Raw genomic sequence first — 20,201 nt, 5'->3', positions numbered from 1 at the left:
TCAGGTTGATAAAATTTATGGTCTGCTTGGTCTGCCGCCACCGCCACCACCACCGCCGCCTGAACTTCTGGAGCCACCTCCAGAGTTGTTGGAAGGAGCCGAAGAGGAACGATCAACCTGCGGTTGATACTGTGGTTGCTGTACTGGTCGGGCATTATCGGCATTGGTTTGTTGATAGCCCGGACGCGATGGACGGGCATCTGTACGGACCGGTCGCGAATAGTTGTTGTTTGTGCCGCGGCCACCGGGTATATAGCCTATGCCGCTGCCCGGTTGTGTGCGGCCTGGTAAGCCGTTGCCGGGTACGCCAATTGGACCACGCCCACCTCCTCCACTGCCAAATGGAATGCCTGGTCCGCGGTTAGGCCGTGGTCTGCCAGAGGTAAAGTAACCGCTGCTCCAGTAACCGCCGGGATAGCCACCACCGTAATAGCCACCATATCCGCCCCAGTATCCGCCACCATATCCATAACCCCATCCACTGTAACCATAACCCAATCCCCAGCCACCATAGCCGTAAGGAGAGTAGCCATAGCCCCAGGGGCCATAGTTAAAGCCTAAATTAAAGCCATTGTTATAATATGGATCGCTGTAACCGTAGTATAAATTGTCATAAAAGCTAAAAGGAGAGAAGTAGTTGAAACGGTTAATGCGCGACGCGTAATCATCGTAATAAAAATAATCATCGTTGTCATCCAGGTATTCCTGGTTTTGCTGTACGTTGGGGTTGTAATTATCAGCCGCGGCATAAGTAGGTTCATCGCCCGCCTTTGCATTTGAAAAATAAACATCATCACTGGTTTCCGGATTGACAAGCTTGGTTGTGGTGGAGCAGGAACTCAACGCCATGGCGCCGATCAGAAAAATTCCTATAGCAATGTTCCGTTTCATATGCAGGTATGTGAAAAGTTCGAGTTCAAATAACTTTTTAATTTATAAATTTGGCGCAATATACAATATTCGCACAAGTCAAAAATTATATATTCCAATCAATATGAGCAAAGGTGTTATTAGTAAAGACGAAGATTATTCGCAATGGTTTAATGACCTGATTATAAAATCTGACATGGCAGAATATTCGCCGGTTAGAGGCTGCATGATCATTAAGCCGTACGGGTATTCGATATGGGAAAAGATACAAGCCATACTGGATCAGATGTTTAAAGATACCGGGCATGTGAATGCCTATTTCCCGCTGCTGATACCCAAATCATTTTTTAGTAAAGAGGCCAGCCACGTGGATGGTTTTGCCAAGGAATGCGCCGTGGTTACTCATTACCGTTTAAAAAACGATGGTGCAGGTAATATCATTGTTGATGAAGAAGCTAAGCTTGAAGAAGAACTGATCATCCGCCCCACATCCGAAACCATTATCTGGAACACATATAAGGGCTGGATACAATCATACCGCGACCTGCCTATCCTGGTAAACCAATGGGCCAACGTGATGCGCTGGGAAATGCGTACCCGTTTATTTCTGCGTACCAGCGAGTTTTTATGGCAGGAGGGCCACACCGCGCACGCTACATCAGAAGAAGCCATTGCCGAAACCGAGCAAATGCTGAACGTATATGCCGATTTTGCCGAAAACTGGATGGCGCTGCCGGTAGTAAAAGGCCGTAAAACTGCCAACGAACGTTTTGCAGGTGCTTTGGATACCTATTGTATTGAGGCCCTGATGCAGGATGGTAAAGCCCTGCAGGCCGGTACATCACACTTCCTGGGGCAAAACTTTGCCAAGGCTTTTGATGTGAAATTTACCAACAAGGAGAATGTTCAGGATTTTGTTTGGGCAACTTCATGGGGTGTATCCACCCGTTTGATCGGCGCGCTGATCATGGCGCACTCCGATGATGCCGGACTGGTATTGCCACCAAAACTGGCGCCTATACAAGTAGTAGTTGTGCCTATTTACAAGCACGACGAAGAGCTGGACAATATTGCCGCTTACGTAGCAGGCCTGACCAAGGAGCTGAAAGCGAAAGGTATTTCCGTGAAATTTGATAAACGCGATACCCACCGTCCGGGAGCCAAATTTGCCGAATACGAACTGAAAGGCGTGCCTTTGCGCGTAGCCATCGGCAGCCGCGATATGCAGAACGGTACTGTTGAGCTGGCCCGCAGGGATACCAAAACCAAGGAAACCACTACGCAGGAAGGTTTGGCCCAGAAAATAGAAAGCCTGCTGGAAGAGATCCAGAACAACATCTACAAAAAAGCGTTCGATTTCCGGGCCGAAAATACCATCGAAGTAGATACCTGGGACGAGTTTAAACGCCTGCTGGATGAGCAGCCAGGTTTCCTGAGCGCTCACTGGGATGGCACATCAGAAACCGAACAAAAGATAAAAGAGGAAACTAAGGCGACAATCCGTTGCATACCTTTGGATAACAAACAGGAAGCGGGCAAATGTATCCTCACCGGCAAACCGTCGACACAGCGGGTACTGTTTGCAAGGGCTTATTAGGTGAGGAAGTCCATAGTCAATGGTCGATAGTCCATAGCTATGAGTGATTTATTTTTTACTATGGTCCATTGACTATCGACTATGGACCGTGCTAACGCACGTACTATGAAATTCGCAACAAAAGCTATACACGCAGGGCAGGAGCCCGATCCAACTACCGGCGCTATCATGACGCCGATATACCAGACATCAACCTATTGGCAAAAATCGCCGGGTGATAATAAGGGCTATGAGTACTCGCGCGGTACCAACCCAACCCGTAAGGCACTGGAGGATTGTTTGGCGGCATTGGAAAACGCCAAATTCGGACTCGCTTTTTCAAGCGGCATGGGTGCTACCGATGCGGTGATGAAACTATTGGCCCCGGGTGATGAAGTGATCACCGGGAACGACTTGTACGGCGGTTCGTACCGGATCTTCACCAAGATATTTGCTAATTACGGTATTAAGTTCCATTTCTTGGACCTGTCGAACCCTGAGATCATCCGCGAATATACCAACGATAAAACCAAACTCATCTGGATAGAAACGCCTACCAATCCCACCATGCAAATTGTGGATATTGAGGCGATAGGTAAGATAGCCAAAGAGAAAAGTCTGCTTTTTGTAGTGGATAATACCTTTGCTTCGCCATACCTGCAAAATCCAATCGACCTGGGTGCCGATGTGGTGATGCATTCCGTAACCAAATACATCGGCGGTCACTCCGATGTGGTGATGGGCGCCCTGATGCTGAACGACGAGGAACTGTACAAAAAACTATGGTTCATTTACAACGCCTGTGGTGCTACCCCGGGCCCAATGGATAGCTTCCTGGTGCTGCGTGGTATCAAAACCCTGCACCTGCGCATGAAGGCCCATTGCGAGAACGGCCGTCAGATAGCCGAATTCCTGAAAACGCATCCCAAGGTCGAAAAAATATACTGGCCAGGCTTTACAGATCATCCCAATCACAGTATCGCCAAAAAGCAGATGAAGGATTTTGGCGGTATGATTTCTATCGTACTTAAGGGAGCTGATCTTAAGGAAACCTTCCGGATCGCATCGTCATTCAAAGTATTTTCACTGGCCGAGTCATTAGGTGGTGTAGAATCGCTGATCAATCACCCCGTAAGCATGACCCACGGCTCCATCCCCAAAGCCGAACGTGAAAAAGCCGGTGTAGTTGACAACCTGCTACGCCTGAGCGTAGGGGTTGAGGATATCGAAGATCTGCTGGACGATTTGAAACAAGCGCTTTCTTAGTAGCAAGTAGTTAGTATCAGGTATCAAGATTTTTGAATATACAATCAAAGGTTCTGTACTTGATACTTGATACTTGATACTCGCTACTTGATACTAAATTATGATCGAAAATACAAAAGCCTTCCTCGACGCCAAAGTAGCCCAATATAACCAGCCCGGTTTTATTGAGAACGACCCGATATCCATCCCGCATCTGTTTACCCGCAAGCAGGACATCGAGATCATGGGTTTTTGGGCCGCTACTTTATCCTGGGGGCAGCGTGTTACCATCATCAAAAAATGTAAGGAGCTCATCGCCCTCATGGATGGTGCCCCTTATGATTTTATCACCAACCATGAGGAAGTCGACCTCAAAAAGCTGCTCAGCTTTAAGCATCGCACCTTTAACGATATCGATACCCTGTATTTCATCGCCTTTTTCAGGTATCATTATGAAAGGTTTGAATCATTGGAGGATGCGTTTTTGCCCCCAGCTATAAAAGAGTTTGTTATTCTGAGTGAAACGAAGAATCTGTCTGCTGATAGATCCTTCGCTATCGCTCAGGATGACAGAAATGGAGATATTGATGCTGAAATAGCCCTTAACCACTTTCGTTCCTATTTCTTTTCCCTGCCCGATTACCCGCACCGTACCAAAAAACATGTGTCGTCGCCTTCGCAAAAATCAACCTGTAAGCGGTTGAATATGTTTTTACGCTGGATGGTGCGCCAGGACAATAGCGGTGTTGATTTTGGTATCTGGAACCGTATTAAACCGGCCGATCTCATTTGTCCGCTTGATTTGCATGTAGACCGTGTAGCCCGCAAGCTCCTGCTCATCACCCGCAAACAAACCGACTGGCAAACCGCCCTCGAACTCACCGCCCGCCTGCGTGAATTTGACCCTACAGATCCCGTAAAATATGATTTCGCCCTGTTTGGATTAGGGATCGAAGAACGCTGGGGTGTGCAGTTTTAGACTGTTTTTGCGTCATATTTTGCATATCCTCCAATTAACTTCCGTGCGTCATTGCGAGCGTAGCGTGGCAATCCCTAACTATGCAGGGCGGCTTTGCTAATTGGGGATTGCCACGCTACGCTCGCAATGACGTAGAGAGAGGAAAATTGCTAAGATTCTACAAAAAACACCTTCCTAATTACCCTCTCAAAATGATAAAACCTATCAAAATGATAGGTTTTAAATGGAGGTTAAAATTGTGCGTTTTTGACTATGTATCTGTTATATAAATCTTTATCAAAATAAAACACCTCCCGGCACGCATTTTGGCTATAGCGAATCATCAATCAAATTAACGTATGATGCTGTTATTTTCTTTAGCTGCCGATCCTAAGAATAAAAAATTGGCAGCCATCTCCCCGGCAGCGTTCGCAGGTATCATATCCAACCCCTCTTTTTTTATCTCATTGAATGAATTCGCACGTTAAGCAACTCTCTTTCGCGGGTCTGATAGTTACCCTGGGTATTATTTTTGGCGATATAGGTACTTCGCCGTTGTATGTTTTCCAAACCTTACTGGTAGAGGGCGGCAAGGTGAATATGGCATTGGTATTGGGCTCTATATCCTGTATCTTCTGGACACTTACCCTTCAAACCACTTTTAAGTATATCGTAATCACCCTGCAGGCCGATAACAAAGGCGAGGGCGGTATATTTTCTCTGTATGCGTTAGTAAGGCGCTATGGCAAATGGCTGGCCATCCCTGCTATTGTAGGCGCGGGTACCTTGCTGGCCGATGGTATCATCACTCCGCCCATATCCGTAACATCGGCTATTGAAGGGCTTAACCTGGTGCCTGCTTTCTCAAACGTTATTGTGCCGGGTAATAACCTTATTTTGATCATCGTGATCAGTATTATTATCCTGCTCTTCTTTTTTCAGCAGTTTGGTACCAAGGTGGTGGGCTCGGCATTTGGGCCTATTATGCTGCTTTGGTTTGTGATGCTGGGCGTTTTGGGCACTATGCAGGTAATACACCATCCATCTATATTTAAAGCTTTAAACCCATATTACGGTGCGCGCCTGCTTATGGATCATCCCAAAGGTTTCTGGCTGCTGGGCGCGGTATTTTTGTGTACCACCGGTGCCGAAGCGCTCTATTCAGACCTGGGCCATTGCGGACGTAAAAATATACAGGTAAGCTGGATTTTTGTAAAAACTACCCTGGTTTTAAACTATCTGGGGCAGGGTGCCTGGGTTTTGGCGCAAGCCCCAGGCAAGGATTTTACCGGTGTTAATCCTTTCTTTGAGATCGTACCACACCAGTTCCTGATTCCCGGCGTGGCGCTGGCTACTATGGCTACCATTATTGCCAGTCAGGCTTTGATCAGCGGTTCATTCACCTTGATCAGTGAAGCGGTAAGTATGAACTTCTGGCCGCGCATCACCATCAAATACCCATCCAACATACGCGGACAAATTTATATCCCCAGCATCAACTGGATCCTGTGCGTGGGCTGTATCCTGGTATCGCTGTACTTTAAAACATCTGCCGCCATGACGGCCGCCTATGGTTTCAGCATCACTATTGCCATGCTCAGTACCACTATACTGATGTACTACTTTATGCGCTACGTAAAACATTGGCCGGTATGGATAGTCACCATGATATTGTGCGTGTTTTTAACGGTGGAATTCTCGTTTTTTGTGGCCAACGCCGTGAAAATTATACACCGGTTGTTCTTCGTAGGTTTTGAAATTGGTTTGATATTTACCATGTATGTTTGGTTTAAGGCCCGTAAGATCAATAACCGCTTCCTGAATTTTATCGACATTAAAGAAAAACTGCCCTTGCTCAATGCGCTGAGCGCTGATACTACGGTAAACAAATACGCTACGCACCTCATCTATCTTACCAAAGCCAACAATGGTAAGCAGATAGAAGAAAAGATCATTTACTCCATCATGAGCCGCCGGCCCAAACGTGCTGATACCTATTGGTTTGTGCACATTGAACGCACCGACGAACCCTATACCATGGAATACAGCGTTGACCAGATAGAGCCCGGTAAAGTAATCCGTATCGAATTCCGCTTAGGTTTCCGGATACAGCCAAGAGTGAACGTGTTGTTCAGAAATGTAGTGGAGGACATGGTGCAACGTAAGGAAATTGACATTACCAGTCAGTACGAATCATTGAACAAATACAAAATAGCTGCCGATTTCAGGTTTGTGATCATGGAGAAATTCCTGTCGTACAATAACTTGTTCAGCACTTCGGAGGCATTTATCCTCAATAGTTATTTCGCCATCAAAAAACTGGCCCAGTCAGAAGCCAAAGCTTTTGGTTTGGATACGAGCGAAACCCGGATAGAAAAAATACCGCTGGTAGTAAAACCGGTGAGTAATGTGCATCTGAAAAGGGTAGAGTCGGTTAGTTACAGTAACGGTGTGTTGGAAGTGAGCTGATGCTTATGTGTGTTTGTGATGACGTGTAAGTAAGGCTGTCATGCTGAGCCCCGTCGAAGCATGTGGGGAGGCCTCTGCGCTCAACCCTTCGACGGAGCTCAGGGTGACCCCTTTTGTGATATTATTTCCCTCCCTTGGTGGAATTAAAAAATGTCATCCTGAACTTGTTTCAGGATCTCACAGGACAGGCTAACCAAGATACTGTACATCTTGCTTATGGGATGCCGAAACGAGTTCGGCATGACCTGACCGGATATAAAAAGACTTACGCAGTTTCAAAAACTTCGTAAGTCTTTCATTTACCAAAGATCAAAAGCCGGAGAAATAGTGCGATTTCTTCCCTCGGGAAGGGGGGAAGAGGTTTCATCGCCCGATACTTTATGAAACTAAACTCACCTGGTACATAAACCCCTCCCTGCCATCACGCAAATCCGTCGCGCCCCTCCCGTGGGGAGGGAACTGAAAAGCATAGGCACAATCACCTTAACTTATTCCCCCTTTTTACACTTGATTAAAAAGAATGGCTGGCTCTCGCTGATCTCCGTGATCTCGAATAATCCGGCCTGGCCAAACTCGGCCTGGATACTTTCCCGGTCGTAAAAGAACATTTTCATGTCGGCAAATATCTCGTAACGATCCTGGCTGATGAATTTGCCCTGGCCGTAGGTGTTGGCTTCTTTGGAGATTGCGCTAAATACCATATAGCCACCTGCCGACAGTTGACTATAGCAATCGCTGATCAATTTTTCGCGTTCGCCGCTGTCAAGCAAATGTATAAGGGCGTAGCAAAATATACCGTCGTACCGGTGATCATCAAAGGGCATGTCGGTTACAGAACCATGGTAGATCACCATATCCGTTCCGTAATGCTTCCGGGCCATGTCAATAGCTGTTGGGGAGATCTCGATACCGGTTACCGTGATGCCGTTTTCTCTGAAAACCTGTGCATTGCGACCATAACCGATGCCTGGGATCAGGATATTTTTTATCGATTTGCTTACAAAAAGATACTTGGTCAATACAGCCGATTTTGCAGGTTCAAAACCCCACATCTCTTGTTTTTCGCCAAAGGCCGCTTCCCAAAACTCCGGTTTTTCGTTTGCCATGATCTTTTAAATTATTGACGCGCAATTTACAGCAAATAACTATTTGCCTTGTTAACGCAATGTCATCCTGAGAGAACAGGCTGTACACCTTGTTGATGGGACGCCGAAACAAGTTCGGCATGACTTCCGGGATGAGGTATCTGTCATCCTGAACTTGTATCAGGATCCCATATGGTGAGTTAACCACCATGCTGTAAACCTTGCTCATGGGATGCCGCAACAAGTTTGGCATGACTTCGATATAAAAGATCTGGATTATTCGATTCTAAAGGCTACTCCGTAGGAGTAAAAGTTTTGTAGAAAACAAAAAATAGATATCGAGCATGCCGTAGGTATGCAACCTGAGTACAGTACCTACGGCACTGAATTGCAATTGAAATTTTTCTACAAAGCTTTAACCCCGATGGGGTTTGGAAAATTCCTTACCGGATGGTATAGAAACTGATCTATCTTACTTAAAAACCTCAATTCCGGCTAATTCAATCTTGCACTCGTTGCAAACGAGCGCAAGTAAAGGAATCACTAACTCACTAAATCAATAATTCACTAATTGAAATCTTACGCTTCTTCCTTAAAATAAACTTTATAATAGTTCATGGCGCGGCCATCATCGAAACCTTTTTCAATCAATTCCTTATCGCCATGAATATAAATGTGGAAGTTTTTATCCAGTTTGAGCACGCTTTTATAAACGCGGGCCTGCTTTTTTACGGCATTGTCTGATATCACAAAGTTATCGGCAATGGGGCTGTCAAACTCCTGCTCGTACTGGTTCTTGAAGCTTTTGAACGATTCGATGGCTTCGGGGTTACCGATTACTTCGTTCGAGAATTCGTCCATATTAAACTCATCCTTCTCCTTAAAATACTTCATGGATCGGTTCAGCAAATCGATCTTATCGGCCTTGCTCATTTCAAACTGCTCGTCGAGTTTTTCGGTTACAAAGTTTTTGTAGATGCCCAGGGTATTGTTGGTTTGGTTAAAGCTATCGTTACGGATGCGGAGTTGCAGGAAGTTGTCTTTCCAGAATACGGCAGCGTCCTGTCCGCCATTGGTTTTATCAACCACCACTACTTTATAGCCATTTTCCTTTTCGATATTGAAGATGAGCACGCCTTTGTCCAGCTTGTTGATGTTGATGGCATCCTGCTCATAATCAACCTGGAAGCCACCTTTATCGGGGTAAACTTTAAGGTAGGTTTCCTTATTTTCCGATTTAAAAATACCAATGGCATCCAGCGGGTTGCCCTCAATTTGTACATCGTTAAAATAAACCACGTACAGCTCGCCACCTTTAATGTTGGGATGGGTGGTGGTTTTGTACAGGTGTTTGGCTATCTGCTCGGATGCTTCATGAAACTTTTCCCGGTCCTCAAAAGCCTGTGAGGCAAAGTGGTGGATCTCGTTCAATGAAAGGTTACCGCTGCTGTGCATGAGGTGGTATACTTCGTTGGCTTTTTCAAATGGTTTTAAAAAATACTGCATTAGCAGGTTGGGGATAATATCATCCTTAAGTTCCAGGGGCTGATCAGAGAGGGCGTACATCTCTTCCTGCGACTGGTTGCCAACATGATGCACCGAAATAGTATCGAGCGAAGCTTCAAAAAAAGTTACCATAATGGCTGCGAAGGTAGGGGTTTTACGGCGTAGTTGATAGTTCATAGATGATGGTTCATAGTTCATGGTAAAAAATAATTACGCTGAACCATGGTCTATCAGCCATCGACTGTGATTACTAACCTATGGAGTATTTTTACTATGAACTATCATCTATGAACCATGAACATTTCATTTGCCACTCTCACGGTAATTTCGTATCTTTATAACAAGCGAACAGCCCGGCTCTCCAAATAAGAGAGCCGGGCTGTTTTGTTAAGGAGAAAAACAGATCAAAAAATGCTCTGTTTTGATTTAGTTATTTGACAATCAAATATTTAATACTTTTTAAAGTTTTAAAAGCGCGTTAAAAATCATGCTGAAATTTGTTAAAAAATGTTAAAATCGATGTTTTTGAAAAAAAAAATGGCAGTTTTTAACCCGTTTTTGAGCAAAAAAGTGTTAAAAATTAAGGTTTAAAAAGTTTTTTAGCCATTAAAAGGTAAAAGCTTGAGGCCGATAGCAGGCCCGTCGATCGGGTGCGATTTATTTGTGTTAAATTTGTGCCCTGGTCTGTGGCTGCTGATAATTTCCATGGACCATCGACTATTCGCCATGGACAATTTACAAGATACTATAGTAGCGCTGGCTACGCCAAACGGGATAGGGGCAATCGCGGTGATCCGCCTTTCGGGCCTGGATGCTATCAACATAGCCAACAGCGTATGGAAAGGCAAGGACCTGACCAAACAGGCCTCGCACACTATCCATTTTGGCCATATCATGGATGGCGACCTAATGCTGGATGAGGTGCTGGTATCGCTGTTTGTGGCACCCAGATCCTATACCCGCGAAAATGTGGTGGAGATTAGCTGTCATGCCTCGGGATATATTGTGGAGAGTATTATCAAGCTGTTCATCAAAAGAGGTGCACGGAGTGCCAAACCCGGCGAATTTACCCTAAGGGCGTTCCTGAATGGTCAGCTCGATCTTTCGCAGGCCGAAGCTGTAGCCGATCTGATCGCGTCTAACTCTAAAGCATCCCAACAGGTAGCCTTACAACAATTGCGGGGTGGGTTTAGCAACCAATTGCAAGGTTTGCGGGAGCAGCTGGTGAATTTTGCCTCCCTTATTGAACTGGAGCTTGACTTTGCCGAAGAGGATGTAGAGTTTGCCAATCGCGACCAGCTCAAACAATTGATAGTGGATATCACCAGAATTATAGGCAGGCTGATCCAGTCGTTCGAGTTGGGAAATGCTATAAAACAAGGCGTGAACACGGTAATAGCCGGCAGGCCAAACGCGGGTAAATCAACCCTTCTTAATGCCTTGTTGAACGAAGAAAGAGCCATTGTGAGCCACATACCAGGTACCACCCGCGATACTATTGAAGAAGTATTGAACATACAAGGTATCAATTTCAGGCTGATAGATACAGCCGGTATCCGCGAGGCTACCGATGCTATTGAGCAGATAGGGGTACAGCGTACCATGGAAAAAATAAGCCAAAGCGCCCTGCTCATTTATGTTTTTGACGCGGATCAGATTACGCTTGAAGAACTAAAAAATGACCTGGAAAGCTTGCAAAGCCCTGGTATAGCCATGCTGTTGGTTGCCAATAAAATGGATTTGATACAGTTAGAAGGAAAGGAAAAGTCGGAAAGCATCCAGGAATTTTTCCTGACTTCCGGTCTTCCAGATCTGCAGACCATCTTTATCTCGGCCAAAGAAAAACTGCATATAGATGACCTGAAAAATAAGATCTACGGCACAGCAATCAAAGATCAGCTCAGTGGTGATGAAACCCTGGTAACCAACATCCGCCATTTAGAGGCTTTGCAAAAAACAGAAGATGCGCTGATTCGGGTATTAGGTGGCATCGACGGCAGCATCACCTCAGATTTCCTGTCGATGGACATCAAGCAGGCCCTTCATTATCTCGGTGAAATAACCGGCGCCGTTACTACGGATGATCTGCTGGATAATATATTCAGTAAGTTTTGTATCGGCAAATAATGCCGTCAAACCTCGGCAGTAAGTGACAACTCCAGACAGTTAAACTTCTCATTGTTAATAATTTATCGTATTTCGACTTGTCCAAATTCTTGGATAATTGGTGGGCGTTTCGGAGATATGTTACACCCTATTCCGTGGCAAACTGACCACCTATTTTGCTGGCAAAGAAATGCAGCAGATGCTTTAACAGCATAAAACAAAGATAGCTTATTTACCTTTTTTAATAAGTCTGGTACTGCTCGTGCTTTTTCTTAGAAGCTTGAAGCACCTGGACATGTGAGCGCATATCTCTTGCGGAGATCATCGCCCATCACTTTAATACCGGCTTTAAGGGCGATTTCGCATACGCGATCAGGCTCCCAATTCACTTCTTCATCGGCGAGCCTGATCAGGTCCTAAACAGCACAGCCAGTATCTAAAGCATCGTTACAAAAATGGGGTGGTCAGCTTGATCCGGAATACCCTGGTCACTTTGAATCCGGAATGGGTGGTCACTTTAAATCGGAATCAGGTGGTCAATTTCAGCGAAATCTCCAGTTTGCCAAGCGATGCAGCCTGTTCCAACGAAATGCCGAAGTGATCCGGGATCAGTTGTGGCGGATTGGCGCTCAGCAGTCATTGAGCGACGGTTCTTCATTTTGCGCGGTGTTGAACGTGGTGATCAGTTTCAATGATTTTGTCCTCGTGGTTTCGATAAAATGACGGAATCACTGTTTGATAAATTCAACCATCCCTTTTTGATAAGGGATAGTTTTACGTGTCCGCGCGATCCCAAAATGCTTAGCTGGTGTTTACCGCTTATGACTTATTGCCATTCGGCTGGTGGGCATTCTGATTGGGCTTAACACAATTCAGGATAATGAATATCTGCTCCATATTTTTAGGTAACTTTAATCTCCCCTAATTGTAAAACATGGAAGAATATCTACAGAACAAAACTCCCTTTGAACGCCTGCTGCTTCTTGGCGGCGCCATTTGGGTCGGCGCAAAAATTCTCGACGCACTTACTACGCCCCATGATACCGTTAACTATGCCCTGTACAGGAGGAGGCGATTGGTTTACCATTGCATCGCCTATGAAGATTTAAGGCAGGAGGTGACATACGCTTTGATAAAATCATTGTAGCCGGTTCGCATGCCATGCGCGAGATCGAATCCGTTGCCTATGAGTATAAGTCGTTTCATTCTGATATTCAGGAAAGGAAAGATATTAATTTATCAGGAAAAGTTGTTTGTGCTATTACTGTAGATGATATAAAAATTAAGCTGCCAATTGATCTGCATCCAAATTACAATATTATTAAGCCGAATGAAAGATAAGGGTTGGGCCAAGTTTTAAAGTACAAATTAGACATTCATAAACAAACATTTTGTTTAAAAATAATATTGAAGGCAACCTGTCATATACCTGATATCGTTATATTATTAGGTTGTATCCATATAAATTGTAATGATATTACAGTCAGACCAATTTATTTTTCAAAAGTTTGCATAAAATATTTCTTCTCCTGCTCGACGTTTTTACAGCTTCTAAATGACATATTATGAAATTCCCAGATGAATTGTCCCGTGAGCCGTATCATTTGCGGTCATTGGAAATAGATGGTGCAACGGTAGTTGAATCGTGTTCGGCTAAACAATTCGCCAAAAGTGATCTGTTAGTTAGTCAGCATTTGTTATTATTTGTTCTGGAAGGACGTTACAAAGTAAGTTTCGGTAACGATACATTGTTTGTAGAAAAAGGCGAAGGCTTGTTAGTCCAGCGAACGCACAGCTTCCATTACGAAAAGATCGGCAACGTGAATGGTGACGGTAAGCCATTCGAAAGTCTCATGTTTTTTTTCAAAGATGAGCTGATCAAAGACTTTTTATTCCATAAAAGGATTGGGCGGCGAAAAAGAAACGAAAGCAAATCGGTAAGTAAAATATCTTACAACAGATCAATCCAGATTTTTCTTCAATCGGTTTTGGTCGCGTTTGATAGTGATCTATCGCAACATTCATCGTTTCTTCAAAATAAGCTTTTTGAATTACTTTTCAACCTTTCGGATACCAACCCCGATCTGCTTTCTTCATTCATGAATTTTACCACGTACAAGGCGATCGACCTTAATAAGGTTGTAGAGGGGTATTACCGGGAGAATCTTACGCTGGAGGAATTAGCATATAAGGCAGGAAGAAGTCTGGCAACGTTCAAACGTGAATTCCAAAAAATATATAATACTTCGCCACACCGATGGCTGCTAAATCGCAGATTGGAGTATGCGAGAGATTTAATCGAGGTTGAAGGCATGAACGTTAGTGATGCGAGCTTACATGCCAGCTTTGCAAGTGTCGCTCATTTTTCCAGGGCTTTTAAACGTAAATATAATGTATCACCGTCTTCGTTAAAGGAACCTGTGGCAGTCCTCTCGCCATTGTGAACAACCGTTTCTTGGTTGAATTTTGGGAAGGCACGCGAGAAAATCGATGTGTGATCCGCCAAAGTAAATGAGTCGTTTACAACTTTTCTAATTTGCAGGTTCTTAAAAAAGTTTTGACGATACCTTATTCTCTGCTTTATTTGAATTTAAGTCATTGAAAGTTAATTAATTAAAGTTAAAAATAAAACAGCTTAGTGGAAAATATGGATTATCTGCCGGTAGGGTATTTCGATTGTTGAAGATTTTGCAGCGTTCTTGGGTCTAATCAATCCCGGTAGTTCCATGTACCTCTTGCGAGGTATTTTAGATGTAAAAAAAAGCATTCTCTTCACGGAATGCTTTTTTAACTTTTAACTAATCTTAGTAAGAACGGCTGAAGATTTTATAGGCCGGGCTACCAACAACCATATCAGTTTTGATGAATCTCCCGTGAATGAAGGGGATTATCATTGAAAATCGTACAGCGTTGGACCAGGCTCGTGATTTGGATTCCAAGATATTTTAAATGAAAGTTAGCTTACGCTTTGTCTCGACCACTAAGACAACCTTCGTCTTAGCGAAGGTTGTCTTATGATGCATTATACAATGTATGGGCACATCAATTTACTTGAGGTCTTACTATTTACTTTTTTCAGGCATAAGGACCAGCTGAATGTAGTTTTTGCCGGTTAAACAATCATTAGCCATCTTCCTGACTTTTTCGGGGGGGATCGAATTTAGCAATTTTGCATAGTCATCTATTTGATTTAAATCTTCACGATTTTGAATCTGTCCGGATAAGTATGTTAGCCAAAACCCATTCGTTTTTAAACTGGTTTCAAAGGTTCGTTGGTTTTCGGCTTTAAATTTATCAAGGTTGATTTGTGACGGCCCTGTCGTTTTAAGTTTTTCTACCTCACCCAATGTTAAGTTTATGAGTTTGTCAACATTTTGGGGAGCGCAGCCGAACGTAATAGTCAAGTTGTAGGTACTTCGCGGGTACTTGACAGTGGAAACTCTTGTAGATGGAGAATATACGCCACCCTCATCCTCACGCAAGTTCTCTATCAACCTGATTTGTAATGATTCTTTCAAAGCATCCAGAACAAGTTTATTTTCCATAGTATCATCAAAAGCACCAGTGAACACTAATGTTACACTTGCTTTTTGCTCCGTGCCTTTATATACCGTTCTTTTGATGATACCGGTTGGAACATTGATGTGCAAGTCCTTTGCCTCCTCTTTTTTTCCACTTGCGGGCAAACTAGCCAGGTATTTCTCTATGAGTGGTTTGATTGCGGGCATATCGATGCTGCCAATAAACACGAATACGAAACCGCTTTCGTTGGCGAAACGCTCTCTATAGATTGAATACGCCCGGTCCAGGGAAACCTGTTCTAATTTTGCCAGTGAAGGTCCCGTTCTGCGTAAGTTGTGATTGCCCAATATCGCGCTGATCGTATCCTGATAGACGCTGTTGGGGTCATTGAGGCGATTCGCAATACCTGCCTTTGAGCGGATCATCAAGCCGTTAAACATCGAGGAATCTTTTCGGGGGGCAGTGAGATAGGCATACGTCAATTGCAATGCATCTTCTAAGTTTTCTTTAACTGTGCTTCCGTTGACTCCCTGCGAACGTTCGGCAATAAACGGCTGAACAATCAGTTGTTTCCCGGTCAGGTACTTGCCTAATTGGGTGGTATTATAATTGCCTGCCCCATAAGAAGGTATAACGTTAGCAGCTGAGGCAGATTGGAAATCCGAATCGCCATACAACGACGTTCCACCAGGCCCAAACCCGCTAAAAATAATTTGATCGTTTTTAAAATCTGTCGGTTTTAGCAATACCCTAATGCCATTACTCAACAGAAGTGTAATAATACCATTGTGATCATCCTTTTTTTCACTGACTATCTTTCCTGTTGCAGGGATAGACTTTAATAAGCTTTCTTTACTAAATTCATCTTTGTACGGCAGAATATTATCCGCCTCAATAATTGTCAGCCAATTGTTAAACAGTTGATTGTCGGGTAGATTTTTCTTTTCTTTATCGGGAGCCATGATCAGAATATCACGATCCGTCTGCTTATTAATTGTTTTTATTAATGTGTTGATTTCATCAAGTGTAATTCCGTTTATCTCTTTATTCGCCAGATTAAATTCATAAGCAATTCCCGGAGATGCGGTGCCGTGTAAAAAATAATCCAAATATTCTCTCACGTAATTTTCTGACGGATTTTTATCTTTTTCAGTCAATGACAATTTGTATCGATTCAGAAAGCTTTCTTTTGCACGTTGTAGTTCGGTCGGTGTAAAACCAAACCGTTTCACGCGTTCATTTTCGCGCCATATGGCTTTAACTGCTTTCTCCAGATCACCAGGTTTAGCAGTAACGTTTATGTCATAATTATCCAAGCCACCTAAAAAGCCACCCACAGCGGCGTTTGCAGATAAAAATGGCGGATCTGATTGCCGCAATAATTCACCGCATCGTTGCCCCATCATATTGTTGAAAAGTTGCCGTACGATATTTGCCCGATAATCAGAGATCGTATGTAAAGGCAGTTCCGGGAACTTAATTATTATATCAGCAGTTGTAGCAGTCATTTCAGGATCAGTGACTGCTACAAATTCATTTTTGCCTGTTAAAGGAACTTTGTATAGCGTTCTTGCTTTTTCGTTAACGGGGTTTTTAAGATCGGCAAACTTAGCTTTAATGACCTTTTCCATTTGGTCAACGTCTATGTCTCCAACGACGATCAAAGCTTGTAAATCAGGTCGATACCAATCGTTATAGAATCGTTTGATAGTTTGCGGCCTAAAATTATTCAATACGGTATCTAAACCAATTGGCATTCGTTGCGAATAGCGCGAGTTGTTCAATATTATCGGCCAATAGGATCTCCGCATTCTCTCGCTCGCTCCCTTTCCCAAGCGCTTTTCTTCCAGAACAACGCCTCGTTCCTTGTCAATCTCTACGGAATCAAGTAATGCGCCATGGGCCCAGTCATGTACAATCTCAACGCCATTCTTTAAGATTTCTGGATTATCTGATGGTAATGGCAACTGATATACAGTTTCATCAAATCCCGTATAGGCATTGATGTCCGCGCCGAATCGGACACCTGCTTTTTGTAGATAATTTATCAGTTCATTTTTGGGGAAATTTTTTGTGCCGTTGAAGCTCATATGTTCCATAAAATGAGCAAGGCCGCGCTGATCTTCGTCTTCCAGGACTGAACCGACTTTATTGGCCAGGTAAAAAATTACACGGTTCTTAGGTTGCTCATTATGACGAATGTAATAGGTAAAACCATTACTTAGTGTACCGGTGCGAACAGCGGAATCTAAAGGTATATTTTGTGCGTGAGCCGTAGAAAAAATGCTCCCAATCAGGCCTGCTGTTAAAATTAATTTTGTGTTCATACCAACGTTTGATTTTTTTATTTCAATAAAGTGGCCAGCGTTTTATCCAAATCATCACCGCGTAGATTTTTAGCAATGATTTTGCCGTTGGGGTCTATCAGGTAGTTTTGAGGAATACCTTTGATGTTATATAGTTTCGCTGCTTCGTTATCCCAAAACTTTAAATCGGATACCTGTGTCCAGTCTAATCCGTCTGCTTTGATTGCTGCCAGCCAGTCCTCTCGTTTTCCCGGCCTGTCGAGCGAAACGCCCAGCACCGTAAAATTTTTGGTTTTATATTTATTGTAGGTCTTAAGGACGTTGGGGTTTTCCTGACGACACGGAATACACCAGGACGCCCAAAAATCGAGTAATACATATTTTCCTCTAAAGTTCATTAATGATACGTCCTTGTCGTTCGCATCCTTTTGCGTAAATAAAGGTGCCATAGCACCTATGGACGTACTACGTGCGGAATTGATTGCTTTTGAAAATGCTGATCCGGCAACCGTTCCTCTTATATCTGCGGATAAATTGTTGTACAGTGGTTCAATTAGAGGCACATTTATATCCATTCCGGCTAGGTCTTTTAAAACCATTAGGCTTACGTACGAGTCAGGATTTTGCTCAACATATTTGACTTGCAGTTCTTTTCCTTTAGCGACGGCCTCGTCAAACTTTGTTTTTAAGCCTGCGATAAACGCTGGATCTTTTTGTTTTGCAGCGGGTGCGGCAAAGTATTCAGCATTTATAACTTTTACCGCTTCCTCAGCTTTAGCAATGCTTAGCTTATAATTATTGTTGTCATTATTTACCTTTGAACCGCTTATTGAGGCATTCTTTACCGAATCTTTACCAGCAACGGCAATATTTCCTTTTTCAAGATAAAGCGTTGTTGCATCGGCGTTCCTGCCTAAACGGGTTAACCCTTCTCCATAATGATCTAACACCAGTTGTGCCTGAAGCGGTTCTGTTACTGTCCCTGAAAACTTAAATATACCTTTTGTAATAGCGGCTGAATCAACTACCTGCTTTCCGTTTACAAAGTATATTAAAAAAGATTTTGCCGGAGCATTGTACGCTCCAACTTTTCCTTCCAATACAAAATTGGAGCTTTGCGACCATCCCACTACCGGTGCGATGGTCAATATCCATATAAACATTCTTTTCATATCTTCTAATAGTTTTGTCAAATTCGTTTTTTAGTTGTTTTATGTTGTTATTCCTGGGTTTCGTCGTGCCTGATAATGTCGAGAATTTTCTCGTTTTCAATAATCATCATACCGTGGCGGTCGGCTGTGATGCCTTCTTTTAGTTTATAGGTGTAAGACATTGTTGAGCCAATCATCGTAGTTGGCAGATAGGAGAAATTGAAATTTTCACAATGCCGTCTTAACTCTTCGCCTACTTCAATGATGTGCGTAGAGATTACAAAAAAGGAATCCCGGTTTTCGGAAAATGCTTTGGTTATTTCAAATGTTGCCTCGTAGGCATCTTTTACGTTGGTACCTTTAAAAAGCTCGTCGAAAATCACAACTAAGCTTTTATCTTCCGCCACTTTTTCAGCGACCGTTTTGACTCTCAATACTTCCGCGTAAAAATGGCTATAGCCCATACTTAGATTGTCGGGTACGTTTATAGATGAATAAAGCCCGTCTTTAACGGAGAATTCCATATCCTCCGCGGCTACCGGGAACCCCATATGCGCGAGATAGATATTAATTCCAAGAGATTTCATCAATGTCGATTTACCGGCCATGTTGGCACCGGTCAGAAACAGTACATTGCTTTCTTGATGTAACGATACGGTGTTTTTTACCGCATTTTCGACAGTGGGGTGATAGAGTCCGGTTATCGTCAGTTTGTTGTTGCTCTTTGGCTGGGCCCTGGCAAAACGAAAGTCCTTTTTTACAGCTATTCCTGCTACAGCAATGTAAACATCCAGTTGAAATATCACGTCCATTAGGCTGGTCATTGCTTCGCGTAATTCCGTGCGCAAATAGTAATCATAACGTATCAGCTTTACCAGTGGAAATTTGGCATTTCCCCGTTCCTGTCCAATCCACTTTAATTTTTGTTGGCTAAGCTGATTTCTTATACTATTCAATTGATCGGAAAACGGGCTTACTTCATGATCCAATTTCTCTACAAAATCTCGAAATCGATTTAAGATATCGATGGTTTTGCTTATATCGGATTCGAGCATTGCATAGTCATTATCCTGAGTTGCTATTTCCAGCACCTTTTTAGATATCACATTTACAACGGTCGATATAAGATTATTGCTACCAACCGAACTGAGGTAATTTTCCATTATTTCCAGTTCCTCGCCTGCAAATGGGAGCAGGGTGCCCTGGCGCGCGAAGTATCTAAAAATTCCGCTTCGTTTGTTGATGTCGTCTGGGTTCAAAAGCGGCTCCTGAAACATTTGCTCCATAAGTTTTCTACCTCCTGAAGTAATTACTTCGTCAAATAGCCGAGCAACAGAATTATTTTTAAAGCGGCCAGTAATGTTTAAATCATTCAGCGTCTGTATGTCTGCAAAAAAGTTCATAGGG

15 protein-coding genes are annotated in these 20,201 nt (G+C 43.4%); 8 read left to right on the top strand and 7 right to left on the bottom strand.

Annotated features, from left to right (window positions below; all coding sequences use genetic code 11):
- Positions 1-15 precede the first annotated feature (15 nt).
- Positions 16-891, bottom strand: a complete 876-nt coding sequence (locus tag FHW89_RS28630) for a hypothetical protein (RefSeq protein WP_216650517.1) — start codon at positions 889-891, stop codon at positions 16-18.
- A 103-nt stretch (positions 892-994) separates the two neighbouring features.
- Here FHW89_RS28630 and proS point away from each other — a divergent pair, with 103 nt between their 5' ends.
- The 5 genes from proS to FHW89_RS08425 all read left to right on the top strand — a co-directional run bounded on the left by proS (position 995) and on the right by FHW89_RS08425 (position 7,118).
- Positions 995-2,467, top strand: a complete 1,473-nt coding sequence (gene proS / locus FHW89_RS08440) for a proline--tRNA ligase (protein WP_172334593.1) — start codon at positions 995-997, stop codon at positions 2,465-2,467.
- A gap of 81 nt (positions 2,468-2,548) precedes the next feature.
- On the top strand, positions 2,549-3,712 hold the full coding sequence (locus tag FHW89_RS08435) for a cystathionine gamma-synthase (protein ID WP_256367771.1): 1,164 nt from the start codon (positions 2,549-2,551) through the stop codon (positions 3,710-3,712).
- A 100-nt stretch (positions 3,713-3,812) separates the two neighbouring features.
- Positions 3,813-4,670, top strand: a complete 858-nt coding sequence (locus FHW89_RS08430; protein ID WP_172334591.1) for a TIGR02757 family protein — start codon at positions 3,813-3,815, stop codon at positions 4,668-4,670.
- A gap of 338 nt (positions 4,671-5,008) precedes the next feature.
- Positions 5,009-5,137 (top strand): hypothetical protein, encoded by a 129-nt coding sequence (locus FHW89_RS28950; protein WP_256367770.1) that lies wholly within the window; start codon positions 5,009-5,011, stop codon positions 5,135-5,137.
- The gene (locus FHW89_RS08425; RefSeq protein WP_172334590.1) at positions 5,121-7,118 is read left to right on the top strand and encodes a KUP/HAK/KT family potassium transporter; all 1,998 of its coding nucleotides are present in this window, start codon (positions 5,121-5,123) and stop codon (positions 7,116-7,118) included. The genes FHW89_RS28950 and FHW89_RS08425 overlap by 17 nt, the downstream gene beginning before the upstream one ends.
- Positions 7,119-7,606: 488 nt before the next feature.
- On the opposite strand, the gene FHW89_RS08420 is transcribed toward FHW89_RS08425, so the two are convergent.
- A complete protein-coding gene (locus FHW89_RS08420; protein ID WP_172334589.1) occupies positions 7,607-8,224 on the bottom strand; it encodes a bifunctional 2-polyprenyl-6-hydroxyphenol methylase/3-demethylubiquinol 3-O-methyltransferase UbiG in 618 nt (205 codons plus the stop codon).
- Between the two features lie 558 nt (positions 8,225-8,782).
- The gene (locus FHW89_RS08415) at positions 8,783-9,841 is read right to left on the bottom strand and encodes a nucleoid-associated protein (RefSeq protein ID WP_172334875.1); all 1,059 of its coding nucleotides are present in this window, start codon (positions 9,839-9,841) and stop codon (positions 8,783-8,785) included.
- A 594-nt stretch (positions 9,842-10,435) separates the two neighbouring features.
- On the opposite strand from FHW89_RS08415, the gene mnmE reads away from it, so the two are divergent.
- Both mnmE and FHW89_RS08405 read left to right on the top strand, forming a co-directional pair.
- Entirely contained in the window at positions 10,436-11,836 is a 1,401-nt protein-coding gene (mnmE, locus tag FHW89_RS08410; protein ID WP_172334588.1) for a tRNA uridine-5-carboxymethylaminomethyl(34) synthesis GTPase MnmE, read from the top strand.
- 913 nt (positions 11,837-12,749) lie between these two features.
- Positions 12,750-12,962, top strand: a complete 213-nt coding sequence (locus FHW89_RS08405; RefSeq protein WP_172334454.1) for a hypothetical protein — start codon at positions 12,750-12,752, stop codon at positions 12,960-12,962.
- On the opposite strand, the gene FHW89_RS29115 is transcribed toward FHW89_RS08405, so the two are convergent.
- Positions 12,911-13,021 (bottom strand): AbiH family protein, encoded by a 111-nt coding sequence (locus FHW89_RS29115; RefSeq protein ID WP_172334587.1) that lies wholly within the window; start codon positions 13,019-13,021, stop codon positions 12,911-12,913. The genes FHW89_RS08405 and FHW89_RS29115 overlap by 52 nt on opposite strands.
- Before the next feature lie 359 nt (positions 13,022-13,380).
- Between FHW89_RS29115 and FHW89_RS08395 the strand changes: the two genes are divergently transcribed.
- Positions 13,381-14,259 (top strand): helix-turn-helix transcriptional regulator, encoded by an 879-nt coding sequence (locus FHW89_RS08395; RefSeq protein ID WP_172334586.1) that lies wholly within the window; start codon positions 13,381-13,383, stop codon positions 14,257-14,259.
- Between the two features lie 618 nt (positions 14,260-14,877).
- Here FHW89_RS08395 and FHW89_RS08390 read toward each other — a convergent pair.
- From FHW89_RS08390 to FHW89_RS08380, 3 genes are read right to left on the bottom strand one after another with little or no spacing between them, the layout of a single operon-like run.
- Positions 14,878-17,664, bottom strand: coding sequence for a pitrilysin family protein (locus tag FHW89_RS08390; protein ID WP_172334585.1), 2,787 nt, complete (start codon positions 17,662-17,664; stop codon positions 14,878-14,880).
- 17 nt (positions 17,665-17,681) lie between these two features.
- Positions 17,682-18,836: a TlpA disulfide reductase family protein gene (locus FHW89_RS08385; RefSeq protein ID WP_253952198.1), complete on the bottom strand. Its 1,155-nt coding sequence runs from the start codon at positions 18,834-18,836 to the stop codon at positions 17,682-17,684.
- A 26-nt stretch (positions 18,837-18,862) separates the two neighbouring features.
- On the bottom strand, positions 18,863-20,197 hold the full coding sequence (locus FHW89_RS08380; RefSeq protein WP_172334584.1) for a DNA mismatch repair protein: 1,335 nt from the start codon (positions 20,195-20,197) through the stop codon (positions 18,863-18,865).
- Positions 20,198-20,201 lie beyond the last annotated feature (4 nt).

The sequence above is a fragment of the Mucilaginibacter sp. SG564 genome (genome assembly GCF_013149275.1).
Lineage (GTDB): Bacteria > Bacteroidota > Bacteroidia > Sphingobacteriales > Sphingobacteriaceae > Mucilaginibacter.
Note: the sequence above shows the minus strand (reverse complement) of the source record. Positions and strands in the feature narration are given on the sequence as shown.